This is a genomic window from Olleya namhaensis (assembly GCF_900114005.1).
GTDB lineage: Bacteria > Bacteroidota > Bacteroidia > Flavobacteriales > Flavobacteriaceae > Olleya > Olleya namhaensis.
The window spans coordinates 1-14,500 of sequence record NZ_FORM01000004.1; the positions used below are offsets into that span (position 1 = coordinate 1).

At 32.4% G+C, this 14,500-nt stretch carries 15 protein-coding genes and 1 tRNA gene; 9 read left to right on the top strand and 7 right to left on the bottom strand.

The window, feature by feature from the left end; genetic code table 11:
• The 7 genes from BMZ09_RS07205 to BMZ09_RS07235 form a co-directional block, all read left to right on the top strand.
• The coding region (locus BMZ09_RS07205; protein ID WP_143067792.1) for a T9SS type B sorting domain-containing protein at window positions 1-1,821 on the top strand (1,821 nt) is incomplete at its 5' end.
• A gap of 72 nt (window positions 1,822-1,893) precedes the next feature.
• Window positions 1,894-2,829 (top strand): PorP/SprF family type IX secretion system membrane protein, encoded by a 936-nt coding sequence (locus BMZ09_RS07210; protein ID WP_090838972.1) that lies wholly within the window; start codon window positions 1,894-1,896, stop codon window positions 2,827-2,829.
• Window positions 2,830-2,852: 23 nt separating this feature from the next.
• A complete protein-coding gene (locus BMZ09_RS07215; protein WP_090838974.1) occupies window positions 2,853-4,766 on the top strand; it encodes an OmpA family protein in 1,914 nt (637 codons plus the stop codon).
• 123 nt (window positions 4,767-4,889) lie between these two features.
• On the top strand, window positions 4,890-5,429 hold the full coding sequence (idi, locus tag BMZ09_RS07220) for an isopentenyl-diphosphate Delta-isomerase (protein ID WP_090838976.1): 540 nt from the start codon (window positions 4,890-4,892) through the stop codon (window positions 5,427-5,429).
• Window positions 5,410-5,820: a 6-pyruvoyl trahydropterin synthase family protein gene (locus tag BMZ09_RS07225; RefSeq protein ID WP_090838978.1), complete on the top strand. Its 411-nt coding sequence runs from the start codon at window positions 5,410-5,412 to the stop codon at window positions 5,818-5,820. Before idi ends, BMZ09_RS07225 begins: the two co-directional genes overlap by 20 nt.
• A gap of 94 nt (window positions 5,821-5,914) precedes the next feature.
• Window positions 5,915-6,184 (top strand): hypothetical protein, encoded by a 270-nt coding sequence (locus BMZ09_RS07230; RefSeq protein ID WP_090838980.1) that lies wholly within the window; start codon window positions 5,915-5,917, stop codon window positions 6,182-6,184.
• Between the two features lie 58 nt (window positions 6,185-6,242).
• Window positions 6,243-6,316 (top strand) — tRNA-Thr (locus BMZ09_RS07235).
• 119 nt (window positions 6,317-6,435) lie between these two features.
• Here the strand turns inward: BMZ09_RS07235 and BMZ09_RS07240 are convergent.
• The 5 genes from BMZ09_RS07240 to BMZ09_RS07260 all read right to left on the bottom strand — a co-directional run bounded on the left by BMZ09_RS07240 (window position 6,436) and on the right by BMZ09_RS07260 (window position 11,384).
• Window positions 6,436-7,134, bottom strand: coding sequence for a DUF4369 domain-containing protein (locus BMZ09_RS07240; RefSeq protein ID WP_090838982.1), 699 nt, complete (start codon window positions 7,132-7,134; stop codon window positions 6,436-6,438).
• A gap of 51 nt (window positions 7,135-7,185) precedes the next feature.
• Window positions 7,186-8,493: a DUF819 family protein gene (locus tag BMZ09_RS07245; protein ID WP_090838984.1), complete on the bottom strand. Its 1,308-nt coding sequence runs from the start codon at window positions 8,491-8,493 to the stop codon at window positions 7,186-7,188.
• A 610-nt stretch (window positions 8,494-9,103) separates the two neighbouring features.
• Window positions 9,104-10,027 (bottom strand): alpha/beta hydrolase, encoded by a 924-nt coding sequence (locus tag BMZ09_RS07250; protein ID WP_090838987.1) that lies wholly within the window; start codon window positions 10,025-10,027, stop codon window positions 9,104-9,106.
• A gap of 400 nt (window positions 10,028-10,427) precedes the next feature.
• The gene (locus BMZ09_RS07255; RefSeq protein ID WP_090838989.1) at window positions 10,428-11,021 is read right to left on the bottom strand and encodes an alpha-ketoglutarate-dependent dioxygenase AlkB family protein; all 594 of its coding nucleotides are present in this window, start codon (window positions 11,019-11,021) and stop codon (window positions 10,428-10,430) included.
• A gap of 3 nt (window positions 11,022-11,024) precedes the next feature.
• Entirely contained in the window at window positions 11,025-11,384 is a 360-nt protein-coding gene (locus BMZ09_RS07260; RefSeq protein WP_090838991.1) for a DoxX family protein, read from the bottom strand.
• A 44-nt stretch (window positions 11,385-11,428) separates the two neighbouring features.
• On the opposite strand from BMZ09_RS07260, the gene BMZ09_RS07265 reads away from it, so the two are divergent.
• Window positions 11,429-12,094, top strand: coding sequence for a M15 family metallopeptidase (locus BMZ09_RS07265; RefSeq protein WP_090838993.1), 666 nt, complete (start codon window positions 11,429-11,431; stop codon window positions 12,092-12,094).
• A 22-nt stretch (window positions 12,095-12,116) separates the two neighbouring features.
• On the opposite strand, the gene BMZ09_RS07270 is transcribed toward BMZ09_RS07265, so the two are convergent.
• Together BMZ09_RS07270 and BMZ09_RS07275 are read right to left on the bottom strand one after the other, a co-directional pair.
• The gene (locus BMZ09_RS07270; RefSeq protein ID WP_317042606.1) at window positions 12,117-12,713 is read right to left on the bottom strand and encodes an RluA family pseudouridine synthase; all 597 of its coding nucleotides are present in this window, start codon (window positions 12,711-12,713) and stop codon (window positions 12,117-12,119) included.
• A gap of 404 nt (window positions 12,714-13,117) precedes the next feature.
• Window positions 13,118-13,765 (bottom strand): YceI family protein, encoded by a 648-nt coding sequence (locus BMZ09_RS07275; protein ID WP_090838996.1) that lies wholly within the window; start codon window positions 13,763-13,765, stop codon window positions 13,118-13,120.
• Window positions 13,766-13,931: 166 nt separating this feature from the next.
• On the opposite strand from BMZ09_RS07275, the gene BMZ09_RS07280 reads away from it, so the two are divergent.
• Entirely contained in the window at window positions 13,932-14,495 is a 564-nt protein-coding gene (locus tag BMZ09_RS07280; protein ID WP_090838998.1) for a nucleotide exchange factor GrpE, read from the top strand.
• Window positions 14,496-14,500 lie beyond the last annotated feature (5 nt).

Consider the following 14,500-nt stretch of genomic DNA (forward strand, 5'->3'; position numbering starts at 1 on the left):
GAAGTAATCACAGCAACAACAGATTGTGATATGGATGGATTAACTGATGCAGAAGAGATCAACGGACCAGATGGAGATCCAACAACAGATGACGGAACAGACCCAACAGATCCTGATACAGATGGAGATGGTGTGTTAGACGGAACAGAAGTTACAAACGGAACAAATCCAAATGATGCTTGTGAGTATAACGTAGCAGATATTACAGAAGTAATCACAGCAGCAATAGATTGTGATATGGATGGTTTATTAGATGTTGAAGAAGTTACAGGAGTAGATGATCCATCTACACCAGCTGATCCAGCAGGAAACACAACTGATCCTTCAGATCCTGATACAGATGGAGATGGAGTAACAGATGGACAAGAAGCTTTAGATGGAACAAATCCTAATGATGCATGTGACTATGTAGTAGCAAGTATTACATTGACTATTGATTCAGGAGCAGATTGTGATATGGACGGATTAACAGATGCGGAAGAGCTTACAGGAGTAGATGATCCATCTACACCGGCTGATCCAGCAGGAAACACAACTGACCCTATAGATCCAGATACAGACGGAGACGGAGTAACAGATGGACAAGAAGCTTTAGATGGAACAGATCCTAATGATGCATGTGACTATTTAGTAGCAAGTGTTACATTGACTATTGATTCTGGAGCAGATTGTGATATGGATGGTTTATTAGATGTTGAAGAAGTTACAGGAGTAGATGATCCATCTACACCAGCTGATCCAGCAGGAAACACGACTGATCCTACAGATCCTGATACAGATGGAGATGGAGTAATTGACGGACAAGAAGCTTTAGACTTAACAGATCCTAATGATCCTTGTAATTATTTATTAGGAAGTATTACTTTAGCTCAAGATTCAGTATTCCTTGATGCGGATTGTGATGGTGATGGAGTAAGTAATGGTCAAGAAGAAATAGACGGAACAGATGCATTAGATCCTTGTGATTACTTAGCAACAAGTCAAGATATTTCAATAGTATCTGCAGCTTGGGAAGCAATTGATTGTGATGGAGATGGTGTAGTTAACGGAACAGAATTAGAAGATAGTACTGATCCTCAAAACCCATGTGACTTTATTACATCAAGTACTACAGTTCCTCAATCTATGGAATGGTTAGCTGGAGATTGTGATATGGATAACGTGTCTAACGGAGAAGAATTTCCTTTAGGAGATACAGACGGAGATGGTATACCTAACTGGATGGATACTGATGATGATAATGATGGTGTAGATACTATTAACGAAGATTATGCTGATACTGATGATTCTGATGGTGATATAGATCCTACGGGAGATGATGATCCAACTAACGATGATACAGACGGAGATGGTATTCCAGATTACTTAGATACGGATGATGATAATGATGGAATTTTAACTCCAGATGAGTATCCAGACCCTAATGAAGATGGTATCGGATTCGGTGATGATGCAGTAGATAGTGATGGTGATGGTTTACCAGATTACTTAGATGTAAACAACGCAGCGCCTTCTGAAGATGATCTTGAAATATTTAATGCGGTTACGCCTAACGGAGATGGTGAAAACGATGTGTTTATTATTAGAAACATTGAGCTTTACCCTGAAAATACTGTTAAGATTTATAACAGATGGGGAGTTATTGTATATGAAACGTCAGGATACGCTCAAAACGGAAACTTCTTTAAAGGAGAGTCTAATGGTAGAGTAAATGTTCAAGTTGATGAGCAATTACCAGTAGGAACTTACTTCTATACTATTGAGTATAATAAGTCAGGTGAAACTAAATCAAGAGCTGGATACTTATATATCCAACGATAATAATTAATAAAAAAAAGAGATAGCCTTTCAAATGGCTATCTCTAATTAAAGAATAATTATACCCTATTTATAATGAAAAATAAAATTTTAATTTTAGTAACTCTTATAAGTGCTTTTAGCTTTATAGATGTTTCTGCCCAGCAAGATGCTCAGTTTACTCAGTATATGTATAACACTATGAGTGTAAACCCGGCTTACGCAGGGTCTAGAGATGGTTTAAGTGCGTTATTGTTATACCGTACGCAATGGGTTGGATTAGACGGAGCGCCAGATACTGGTACTTTCAATATCCATTCACCTATTGGAGGAGAAGATGGTAAAGTAGGTTTAGGTTTATCTGTTGTAAATGACAGAATAGGTCCAACACAGGAAACTTATGTTGATGTTGACTTTTCATATACTATTAATACATCGGATAAAGGAAGATTATCTTTAGGTTTAAAAGCCGGTGGTCACTTGTTAGATGTTAAGTATTCTGAATTAAATCAATATAATGCTGGGGATCCATTATTACAAACGGATATCGAAAATAAATTTTCGCCAAATGTTGGTGCTGGTATATATTACCGTAGTGCAGATAAGTGGTACTTAGGTTTATCTGTTCCTAATTTATTAGAAACAAAGCATTTTGATGAAGCGTCTTTATCTCAAGCGACAGAAAGAATGAATGCTTATTTAATTGGAGGTTATGTATTTGATATTAATACAGATTTAAAATTAAAGCCAGCATTTTTAATGAAAGCTGTTACAGGAGCACCATTACAAGCAGATTTAACTGTAAACGCATTATATAAAGAAAAATTTACTGTTGGTTTAGCATACCGTTGGTCTGCTGCATTAAGTGGACTTTTAGGATACCAAGTTTCGGATAGTTTAATGCTAGGGTTTGGATATGATAGAGAGGTTACAGATTTAGGGCAAACACAATTTAATTCAGGTTCTTTTGAAGTGTTTTTAAGATTTGAACCAAGAGATCTTACTAAGATTTTATCACCAAGATTCTTTTAATATATATATAGACAATATAGATTATGAAAAATAAATATATACTTTCTACTTTAATCATTCTACTAACATTTACCTTTTCATTTGCACAAGATGATGGTATCTCTTCTAGTACAGATAAAAAGTACGATAAGCTTTCTTACATAGAAACAACTAAGGAATTGTTGAAACTAGTAGAGAAAGGAAATAAAACACCAGAAGTTTACAAAAAGTTAGCTAACTCTTATTATTTCAATACTCAGATGGAGGATGCCTCTAAATGGTACGGAGAGTTATTTAAATTAGATGCAGTTGTAGAATATGAGTATTACTACAGATATGCAATGAGTTTAAAAGCAATTGGAGACTACGAGAATGCTAACGTTAACATGAGAAAGTTTGCTACGTATAAGCCAGAAGATTCTAGAGCAATATTATTTTCTAAATCACCTAATTATTTAGAAGCTATTGAAGCGCTTTCAGGAGATTTCGAATTAGAAAATTTAGATATAAACTCTCGTTTTTCTGATTTTGGTACTTCTTTTTATAAAGATGGAATTGTTTTCGCTTCATCAAGAGGAGAAGGTAAATTATACAAATGGAATGAACAACCATTTTTAGATTTGTATTATTCAGTTAACGAAACTGATGATGTAAAGGTTTTTTCTCCTAAGTTAAATACAAAGTTTCATGAGTCTTCTACGTCATTCACTCAAGATGGAAATACAATTTACTTTACAAGAAATAATTACTTTAAGGGTAAAGTTAAAAAGAGTGATGAAAAAGTTAATGGTTTAAAAATATTTAAAGCTGAATTTATTAATGGTGCATGGACTAATTTAGTTAGTATGCCTTTTAATAACAATCAATATAACGTTGCTCACCCAGCACTAAGTTTAGATGAGACTAAATTATATTTTGCTAGTGATATGCCTGGTACTCACGGTAAGTCTGATATCTATTATGTTGATATTTTAGAAGATGGTACTTATGGAGAGCCTGTTAATTTAGGTGGGGATATTAATACAGAGGGTAGAGAAAATTTTCCGTACATAAGTAATAATGGAACACTTTACTTTTCTTCTGATGGACACCAAGGTTTAGGAGGTTTAGATATTTTTATGACTAAGCTTGATGATGTTAATCATGAAGTAGTAAACTTAGGGAAGCCATTAAATAGTTCTAGAGATGATTTTGAGTTTATTATTGACGAGTTTTCTAACACAGGATACTTAACATCTAATAGATATAACGGAAAAGGTGATGATGATATTTACAAGTTTACTAGAACATTCTGTACGCAATTAATATCTGGTACGACAGTAAACAAATTGACTAACGTTATTATACCTTACGCAAGTGTTGTAGTTATAAACGAAAAAGGAGTTGAAGTACAAAACTTAACTTCTGATCAAAATGGAGCATTTAGTTATGAAGGACCGTGTAACAAACAAAAGTATAATATCATAGCATCTAAAGATGGTTATATTCAAGCGGATCAAACATTCTTAGTTAATCCTAAGAAGAAAGAGGATGTGGTTTTAAAACTAAACTTAACACCTGAAACTACAAAACCTGCAGAAGTTGGTATGGACTTAGTAGAAGTGTTAGATTTAAATCCAATATACTTTGATTTTGACAAGTCTAACATTAGACCAGATGCTGAAGTTGAATTATGGAAAGTAATTAATTACATGAGAAAATATCCTTCAGTAAGAATCGATGTTCAGTCTCATACAGATTCAAGAGCAACAGATGATTACAACTGGGCATTATCTAACAGAAGAAACGTTTCAACTAAACAATACATAATCCAGGAAGGTGGTATTGCTGCTGATAGATTAGAAGGTAGAGGTTATGGAGAAACAATGTTAGTAAACAGATGTAGTAACGGTGTAAAATGTACCGAAGACGAACATGATTGGAATAGAAGAAGTAACTTTATTATTATCAACAGATAGTATTTAAGTTTATTTATCATAGTAAAAAAAGCACCTCTTTTAGAGGTGCTTTTTTTATTAAATTCTACTTAAAATAAATTTTTCAATTATCTAAGTATTAACTTTGTGTATTAATTATAATTAATGAAAGAAGAAAACGTAATTTTAGTAAATGAGTTTGATGAGCAAATAGGATTGATGCCTAAAATGGAAGCACATGAAAAAGCGCTGCTTCATAGAGCATTTTCAGTATTTGTATTTAATGATCAAAACGAATTAATGTTACAACAAAGAGCATTAAGTAAATACCACTCTCCAGGATTATGGACTAATACATGTTGCAGTCATCAAAGAGAAGGAGAAAGTAATATACAAGCTGGTACTAGACGCTTAATGGAAGAAATGGGGTTTGCAACCACTCTAGAAGAGAAAACATCTTTTATATACAAAGCACCCTTTGATAACGGTTTAACAGAGCACGAATTAGACCATATCATGGTTGGGTATTATCAAGAAGACCCAAACATTAATAAAGAAGAAGTAGAGGCTTGGAAATGGATGCCATTAGAAGACGTTAAGTCAGATATTATTAATCAACCAGAATTATATACGGCTTGGTTTAAAATAATATTTGATAAGTTTTATGAATTTATAAATATCAATCATGAGAGTAACAGTAAGTAGAAAAGCACATTTTAATTCAGCGCATAGATTGTATCGTAAAGATTGGTCGTTTGAAAAAAATAACGAGATCTTCGGGAAATGTAATAACCCAAACTATCATGGTCATAATTACGAATTGATAGCTAGTGTTACTGGTGCAATAGATCAAGAAACAGGGTTTGTTATAGATGTCAAGATTTTAAAGGATATTATTAAGGCTGAAGTCGAAGATGCTTTTGATCATAAAAATTTAAATCTAGATGTACCGGAGTTTAAAGATTTAAACCCAACAGCAGAAAATATAGCTGTGGTTATCTATAATAAAATAAAGGCAAAACTTAAATCTAACTTAGAGCTAGAGGTTACGTTGTACGAAACACCAAGAAACTTTGTTAGTTATTCTGGCAAATAATCTATCTAATATAAATAAAGGCTTTAAAATGCATATAAATAGTTTTAATTTCGAACTTTATATGTAGCTTTGCAGCTAATTAAATTAAAAAGTTATGGCAAATAAAAGAGACCTAAAAAAAGACATTAATTACGTTTTAGGAGATATTATTGAAGCAGTATACGTTTGGGAATATTCAAACACTGATAAGGACAATTCTAAAAGTGAAGCAATTATAGATGACGCTATTGAGACATTTGACGATCTTATTTCTAAATTAAACACAAAAGTTGAAGAAAATAAGAAGGCTCATTTTAACGCTATTAAGTCTGACCTTGAGGTTAAAGGACGTGCGTTGATTGAAAGAATAAATAAATTAGGATAATTTATTTGAAAAAAAGTTTGCCAATGTAATAGTTAGTATTATATTTGCCAACTCTTTTGCCGATGTAGCTCAGCTGGCTAGAGCAGCTGATTTGTAATCAGCAGGTCGTGGGTTCGAGTCCCTCCATCGGCTCTAAAAAGCTTCTCAATTTGAGAAGCTTTTTTTTTGCCTATAATTGAAGCTTTAAGTCAAGGCATAAAAAAAACCATTTAATTTATTAAATGGTTTTTTTATAAGTGTAAATTGGTAATCTATTGTTCTGATTTTTTAATATCTAGGATGTATTGATTTAATTCTTTACCATACTTTGATGCTTTTACTTTAGGAGACAATACACTATTGATTGTATCTAAGTATTTGACATTAGCATCATATATTTCTGAAAGCGCTAAATAAGGTGCTACTTCACTATCACTATGCGACACAGCAAAATTGGCAGTATATAAATATTTTCTTTTTGTAAAGGTTTTTAAAGCAGTTTCTGTCTTTTTAAGTGTAATAGTGTCATTATCCTTTGCAGCTTCAAACAACGCTTTAGTAAGGTCTAAATTTTTATCGTTAAACTTACTGATCATAGATAAGTATTCCTCTAAAGTTTCGTGTTGCTTTGAGCCTTTGATTTTAGCATCATAAGCAAAGTTGTCTAATGATGTTTGTATTGTAGTCAACCCTTTGTCTCCAAAAAACGAGATACGATCATCTTCTTTTGTGTTTTTATTTAGGTATAAGTAAAACATTTCTGGCTCTGTAATGTCTGAAACTAGCTTAAAGTCTGAGGTACCATTTATTATTATGGAATCCATAGTAACTAAAACGGTATCTTGAACCTTCTTTAAATAGATTGTACCTTTTTTTAATCCTTTGACAGTTCCAGTTACGGTTAATTTGTCAGTGTCATTCCCACAAGAAAATATAGAAACTAATAGTAATAATGCAATAATTTTTTTCATCTAAAATTTGTTTTTAACGTTGGCAAATATCAATTAAAAAATACAATAATACTAACCGCCCGAGGCTAATTGCATTAAAATTGTACAACCAATTGCGGCTAAAGTACCAACAGCGTATCCAAATACAGCTAACAATACGCCAACAGTGGCTAGTGATGGATGGAAGGCGGAAGCAACAATAGGAGCAGAGGCTGCACCACCAACATTAGCTTGACTACCTACTGCTAAAAAGAAATAAGGCGCTTTTATAAGTTTAGCAATACCTATCAATAGTAAGGCATGGATAGTCATCCATACAAACCCAATAGCTATTAAGCCTACATTGTCAAATATAGAGCTGATGTCAATTTTCATTCCAATAGTAGCAACTAGTATGTAAATAAATACGCTTCCAAATTTACTTGCGCCTGCACCTTCGTAATTTTTAGCTTTTGTAAACGATAGTAAAATAGCAACAATTGTTGCTATACTTATCATCCAGAAAAACGTACTATCTAAAAATGTAAATGTGTTTTTTATTGTTGTAGACTCGATCTCGGATATTATTCTTCCAAAAAAAGGAGCTATGTTATCAGCACTAAAATGAGCAAAACTTACTGTTCCAAAAGCAATTGCGGCTAGTAACATAAGGTCGGTAACTGTTGGGTTGCGTTTTACACTTTCCGTAAACTTGGACATTTTTTCTTTTAAAGCTTCAATAGACGATGTGTCAGCTTTTAACCATTTGTTTATTTTAGCGCGTTTTCCTATTCCTATTAATAGTATGGCCATCCAAACATTAGCCACAACTATATCAACAAAAACCATTTTACCATACTCTGCTTGATTATAACCGTAAATTTCTAGCATTGCAGTTTGGTTAGCGCCACCACCAATCCAACTTCCGGCTAAAGTTGATAATCCTCTCCATACAGCATCAGGTCCTACGCCTCCAACAGTCTCTGGCGAAATGGCAGATATTAGCAATATTGCTATTGGACCTCCTATAATAATACCTACAGTTCCTGTAAAAAACATAATCAGGGCTTTCCAACCTAAATTAAATACTGCTTTTAGATCAATACTTAGTGTCATAAGTACTAAAGCAGCAGGTAATAGGTAACGACTGGCAACAAAATATAAGTTTGTTTTATGCGCTACAACAGTACCGGTATTTGTAGTAGTTTCCCATTCTGGAGCTATTAAACCAATGGTAGTTAGTATGGCGGGTAGCATATAGGCCATAAATAGCCCTGGTACAATTTTATAAAATTTTTCCCAGAAGCCTCCTTTTAAAGATTCTGTGTAAAAAATCAAACCTAATGCTAGCATTAACACCCCGAAAACAACGGTGTCGTTTGTAAATAATGGTTCACTCATAGTGTTGGTATATTATTAACGCAAAATAATCAAATAAAATGGTTATTTAAAGCTCATAAAATAAAGTTTGGCACAGCATTTGTATTATAGAAGTTGTAATCAAATATGATGACTTTCTTACACTAGGTGTGGTTACCTAAACAGAAACGAGTAATGATTACATTGGTTGGTTAGTATGAAAAAGCACTCTTTTTAGAGTGCTTTTTCTATTTAATCATTTTAGTAAATCTTTAACAATCCTAAATGTTAGTTAGTTGTTATTGGCACGACTGTTGTATTATTAGAGTTGTAATTATATATGTTGACTTTCATTAGGTGTGGTTACCTAGACAGAAACGAGTAATAATTACATTGGTTGGTTAGTATGAAAAAGCATCCTTTTTAGGATGCTTTTTCTATATAATACATTTAATAAAGCTTTAACAATACGTTGTTTGTTGTAACTAGAAATGGCATGACAATTGCATTACTGTAATAGTAATTATATATGTAGACTTTCACTTAGGTGTGGTTACCTAAACGAAACGAGTTGTAATTATCATATTTTTGGTTGGTTAGTATGAAAAAGCATCCTTTTAAGGATGCTTTTTCTATTAGTACTAATTGTAAATTAATGATTTATAAACGTAGTAATACAGTTTAGTAACTCTGGAGATAGAGCTCTTTGTGACTCGTTGTAAGATTTTGAATTTTCTAGATCACCACCAGATATAGTAACTAAAACGTGATTCATGTTTGGTATAATCTTCAATTCTGATGTAGGTGCAGCATCATGTAATAGTTTAGCTTCGGCTTCACTTACTTGTAAATCTTTTGTGCCATTTGTAATCAAAATAGGAATCTCCAAAGTACTTAAAATCTCTGTTGGATTGTATTGCATCCAATTCATAATAAAACGTTGCGTTTCGATATTAAAAATAGAAGATAGGGCAACAGGATAATCCGTTGTTGTTTTTCCTGCTTTTAAAAGTTTGAAAATTCTTTTGGTATCCGCCGTAAATTGCGGTGCTGTTTTTTCTACTTGTTCTGTAATAAGTTGATCAATACTTAAAGCTGTTCCTGCTATGGATATAAAACCATCGGCAGCATCTTTAGCGGCTAACATCCCAATTAAACTACCTTGGTCATGACCAATAATATAGATATGCTTATAATTATTTTTAGTCTTAAAGTAGGTCATTACGGCTGATGCATCTGCCACAAAGTCATCAAACATAATATTATTAGCTACGGTCTTATTGCGTATTTGTTTAACAATCCTTTTGTCATATCTAAAGGTTGCAATATTTTGGTTTGCTAAATGTGTAGCAAGTTTTTTTATATTATTTGTTTTCTGAAAATTTTGATTACCATCTTTATCCGTTGGTCCTGATCCACCAATAATTATAGCCAGTGTACTAGCTGGTGTATTTGGCTTTAAAAGTGTCCCGTTAATATGCTGGTTTATAGCAATATCTTGACTAATAGGCGTGGCATCTTGTGCGTTAGCAAAAAATGAAGTTATTGCAAGTAGTATTAAGATGTGTAATTTCATATAAAGCGTTTTGATCTACTAAGACAAATAAAATGCCATGCTCAAATTTACATCTAATTATTGGCATAAAAAACCGAATGTTATTATTCTGAAACGTGTTTTTAATCGATTAAAAACACTAGTTAATCGGTAAATGTTAAAATTTAATGCGTTTCATCGATTTATATTGTTTTTAAACGTGAAATACGTGAATAAGTTTTATGTTTGTAGTGTACTAGAAATTACATACTTTTTAGTTCAATGGATTAATTAATTATTATTTGCATTATTAAGTTTATTTTAAACTAATGTAAAATGTCAAATAGCAAAAAGCCAAGGTTGAGGGACCTTGGCTTTTTTGTTTTTAATAGTTATTTAAGCGTATTATAAAATTGAAAATTTAAATCTGTACTAAAGCAATCTATTTTATAACTCTAAAGGTTAAATTGATTCTAGGTTTTATAACTCTTTTTGTTTTGGCAATTTGATGCAGCCAATGGTGTTGTGTTTCACCTTTCATAAGTAATAAGCTACCATGCTCTAGTAATACTTTGTGTTTTAATTTAGGGTTGTCTTTATGTTTTAAATTAAAATAACGTGGTGCTCCTAAAGTTACAGAAGCTATAATCGGGTTAATCCCCAATTCTTTTTCGTTATCGGCATGCCAACCATTACTGTCTTGACCATCTCGATATAAATTTGCTAAACATGTTGTAAAAACGGTTTCAGCTTGTTGCTCTATAAGTTTTTTTATTTCGCTTAAAGCGGAAGTAAAGCCGTACGGTTGCATGGTAATATTTGAGTAACTATAGGGTTTGTTATTGCTAGCAAACAAGGCAGTAAGTCTAGGTTGTGGATGTGTTTTTCCAAAAACAGTAATATCATCTTGTTGCCAAGGAATAGTTTTTAAAAAACGATCAAAATAGTTGTCCGCATCTTGTAAATCTAAAAAACCAGGAAAGTAACTAATGTCAGCATCGGGCAAATTAAGTTTTATTTCTTCAGAAAATAACATAGACTAAAATTTTAAGTATTGAAACGCCCAATACATTAATCCAAATTGTAAAGGAATACGAAGTAATAGCGCCCATTTTGGTATTCCAGCGGAAGCCTTTTTACTAGATAACATATAAAAATGAACCATTAAAAACACTGTAAGCATAGTAATTATACCATAAATAGAAATGGTTTTTAAGCTTGGAATACAAATGGTTATGGCTAGTAACACTTCTACTATTCCACTTAAATAAACTAGTAATTTATGGTTTGGTAAGTAGCTTGGCATAATACGCATATACATTTTGGGTTTAATAAAATGCATAATTCCGGCAAGTAAATACATTACAGACATTATATAAAGATGCCAAGGATAAGTCATAGTTAGTGTTTTATTTTATAAATTTAGCCTATAATTTAGATACCATGAAGTTTACTCTAGCTCTTTTACTAACATTTTTTACAACTATTTGTGTTGCTCAACTCCGCGAAGGTTTTGTATATGCACAAAATCTTATTGATGATCTAGCGGTAGAATTAAGATACTGTAACGATGATAATTTTGTAGGACAACAAATAGATGGCTATAATAAAGAAGTTGTTATTATGACAGATTTGGCAGCTAAAGCACTGCGCAAAATTCAGGATACTCTTAAAACACAAGGATTAGGTATAAAAATTTATGATGCTTATAGACCACAACGTGCGGTAAATCATTTTGTAAGATGGGCTAAACAAATTAACGATACATTACAAAAAGAAGCGTATTACCCAAATGTTAAAAAACGAAATTTATTTAGTCAAGGTTATATTGCCTCTAAATCTAGACATAGTAGCGGGAGTACTTTAGATTTGACTATTATTAATTTAGAAACAGGGGAAGAGCTTGATATGGGTACGCCTTATGATTTTTTTGGCCCAGAATCTTGGGTTGTAAATAATAAGTTAACCAAAAAGCAACAAGATAATAGACAGTTGTTACAACATGTCATGTTGACTAACGGTTTTAGGAATTATCCAAAAGAGTGGTGGCATTTTACCTTAAGAGGAGAACCTTACCGTAACCAGTATTTTGATTTTCCTGTAGAGTAATATCTATACTGGTAATACCGCTTTATGCTGTTACAAATATCTTTTTAAAACCTTTAGGTAATTCATCCTTTATATACAGTGCTTCATTAGTAAAAGGATGTGTAAATTTTAAAGAGTAAGCATGTAAAAACATGCCTTTTCCATTTAAAATTAATGGTGCTGTTCCATAGGTTTTATCTCCCAAAATTGGATTGCCAATACTAGCTAAATGTTTTCTTAGTTGATGTCTACGTCCGGTTTGAGGGTGAAGCTTTACTAAATTTAGTGTCGTAAATCTTTTGGAAGGTACTGTGTTATAAACCTTAAAATCTGAAGCAGCATATTTACCATCTACAGTATCATTAATGTTTCCGCTTTCAGGCATAGCACCGATTGCAATTGCGTAATAGGTTTTTGTAATGGCTCTGTTTTCAAATATTTTATTTAAAGCAGTAATGCTACTACTTGTTTTTCCTATTAATAAGATACCAGTAGTAGCGTAATCTAAGCGATGGACTGGTTGCGGTATTGTGGCATCAGGTTGTGTGCTTTTTTGTAAGTTTTGTGTAAGCGCATTAGCAACAGTTTTAAAAGTGTTTCCGCTTACTAAAATCCCTGCTGGCTTGTGTACAATCGCCAAATAATCGTCTTCAAATAAAACCTTTAATTTAAAGATTAGTTTGGTTTTTGTTCCTTCGTTTTCCGAAGCAAATAATGTAATAGTTTCTCCTCCTTTTATAAAGGTTGCAGAAGTTGCTGTTATTCCATTAACAGTGATTAGCTCCTTTTTTAATGTTTTTTTTAATGCAGACTTAGAGGTAATGGTTTCAAATAGACCAACACCATAGTCTTGCAGTCTTATTGCATTAGATTGTAATGGTGCTATATGTGTTTGTATAGGTTTAATTTTAAAGTCTTTTGATAACTATTAATATGATATTTTTTTTGCAAAGTTATTAGTATTACTTGACAACGTCAAATTGACCGTATATCAAAAAAGCCACAACTTAAGTTGTGGCTTTTAATATAAATAATTAGTAAGTATTATGCTTTTTTAGCCTTAACTACTATTTTGATTTCTACATCATCTTTAATCATTTTGTCTCCCAATGCAGCAGCATCTAAAGATTTACCAGAGTTGTACATGATGTTCCATTCCGTTCTATCAATAGTAAATGTTTCACTTGAAATAGTTACATCGTCACCAGTTACAGTTACTGTTGCAGGAAATGTTACATTCTTTTTAATACCTTTCATAGTAAGGTTACCGCTTACGTTATCACCTTCTACTTTAGTAATTTCAAATGCAGCAGTAGCAAATTTTTCAACGTCAAAAAAGTCAGCACCTTTTAAATGACCAACTAATTTACCGTTAGCTTCATCATCTGCAGGTATATCTGTACATGCAATAGTATTAATGTCAAACATAAAAGTACCACCTACTAATTTGTCTCCTTCAAATTCGGCAACACCATTAGATACGTTTATTGTTCCTTCGTGTCCTCCAACAATTTTGTTTGCTTTCCAAACAATCATAGAAGTAGCAGCGTCAGCTTTAAATTTTGCAGCTTCAGTATTTTGTGCAACAGTTTGTGCTTCTCCTGTTTTTGCTTCCTTAACGTCACTTTTACATGCAACAACAGTTAATCCAACTATGGCAACAGCAAAAAGATTTAATACAATTTTTTTCATGATATAAGTTTTTAGTCTTTAGTGATTTATTATGCAAATATATAAATAATCTTCCATGGAAACTAATTAAATATTTGTTAAAATAAATAATGACATTTTGGCATTATTTATAGTAATGGCAGTACTTTTGCCATCCCAATTACAGTATTTTAAATTAAGTACAACAATGAGCAAGAAAACTAAAAGAGAAGCAGACATAGAAGAAGAAGTGAATACAACTTCTAATCAATCAGATACAACTACAACACCAGAAGAAGCGGAAGTGGTAGAGCAATTATCTGTAGAGGATCAATTAACGGTAGATTTACAACAAGAAAAAGATAAGTTTTTACGTCTTTTTGCAGAGTTTGAAAACTATAAAAAACGTACGTCTAGAGAGCGTGTGGAATTGTTTCAAACAGCAAGTAAAGATGTAATGGTGTCAATGTTGCCAATTTTGGATGATTTTGAACGTGCTTTATTACATATTGATGAAGATAAAGAAGCTGAAGAGTTACGTAAAGGTGTTTTATTAATTTATAACAAATTATTAAACGCATTACAACAAAAAGGTTTGGCTACAATTGAAGTTAGAGCAGGAGATACATTTAATGCAGATCATCATGAAGCTATAACACAGATACCTGCACCTACAGCAGATTTAAAAGGTAAGATTATAGACGTTATTGAAAAAGGATATAAACTAGGCGAGACTGTTATACGTTTTCCTAAAGTAATTATAGGACAATAATATAA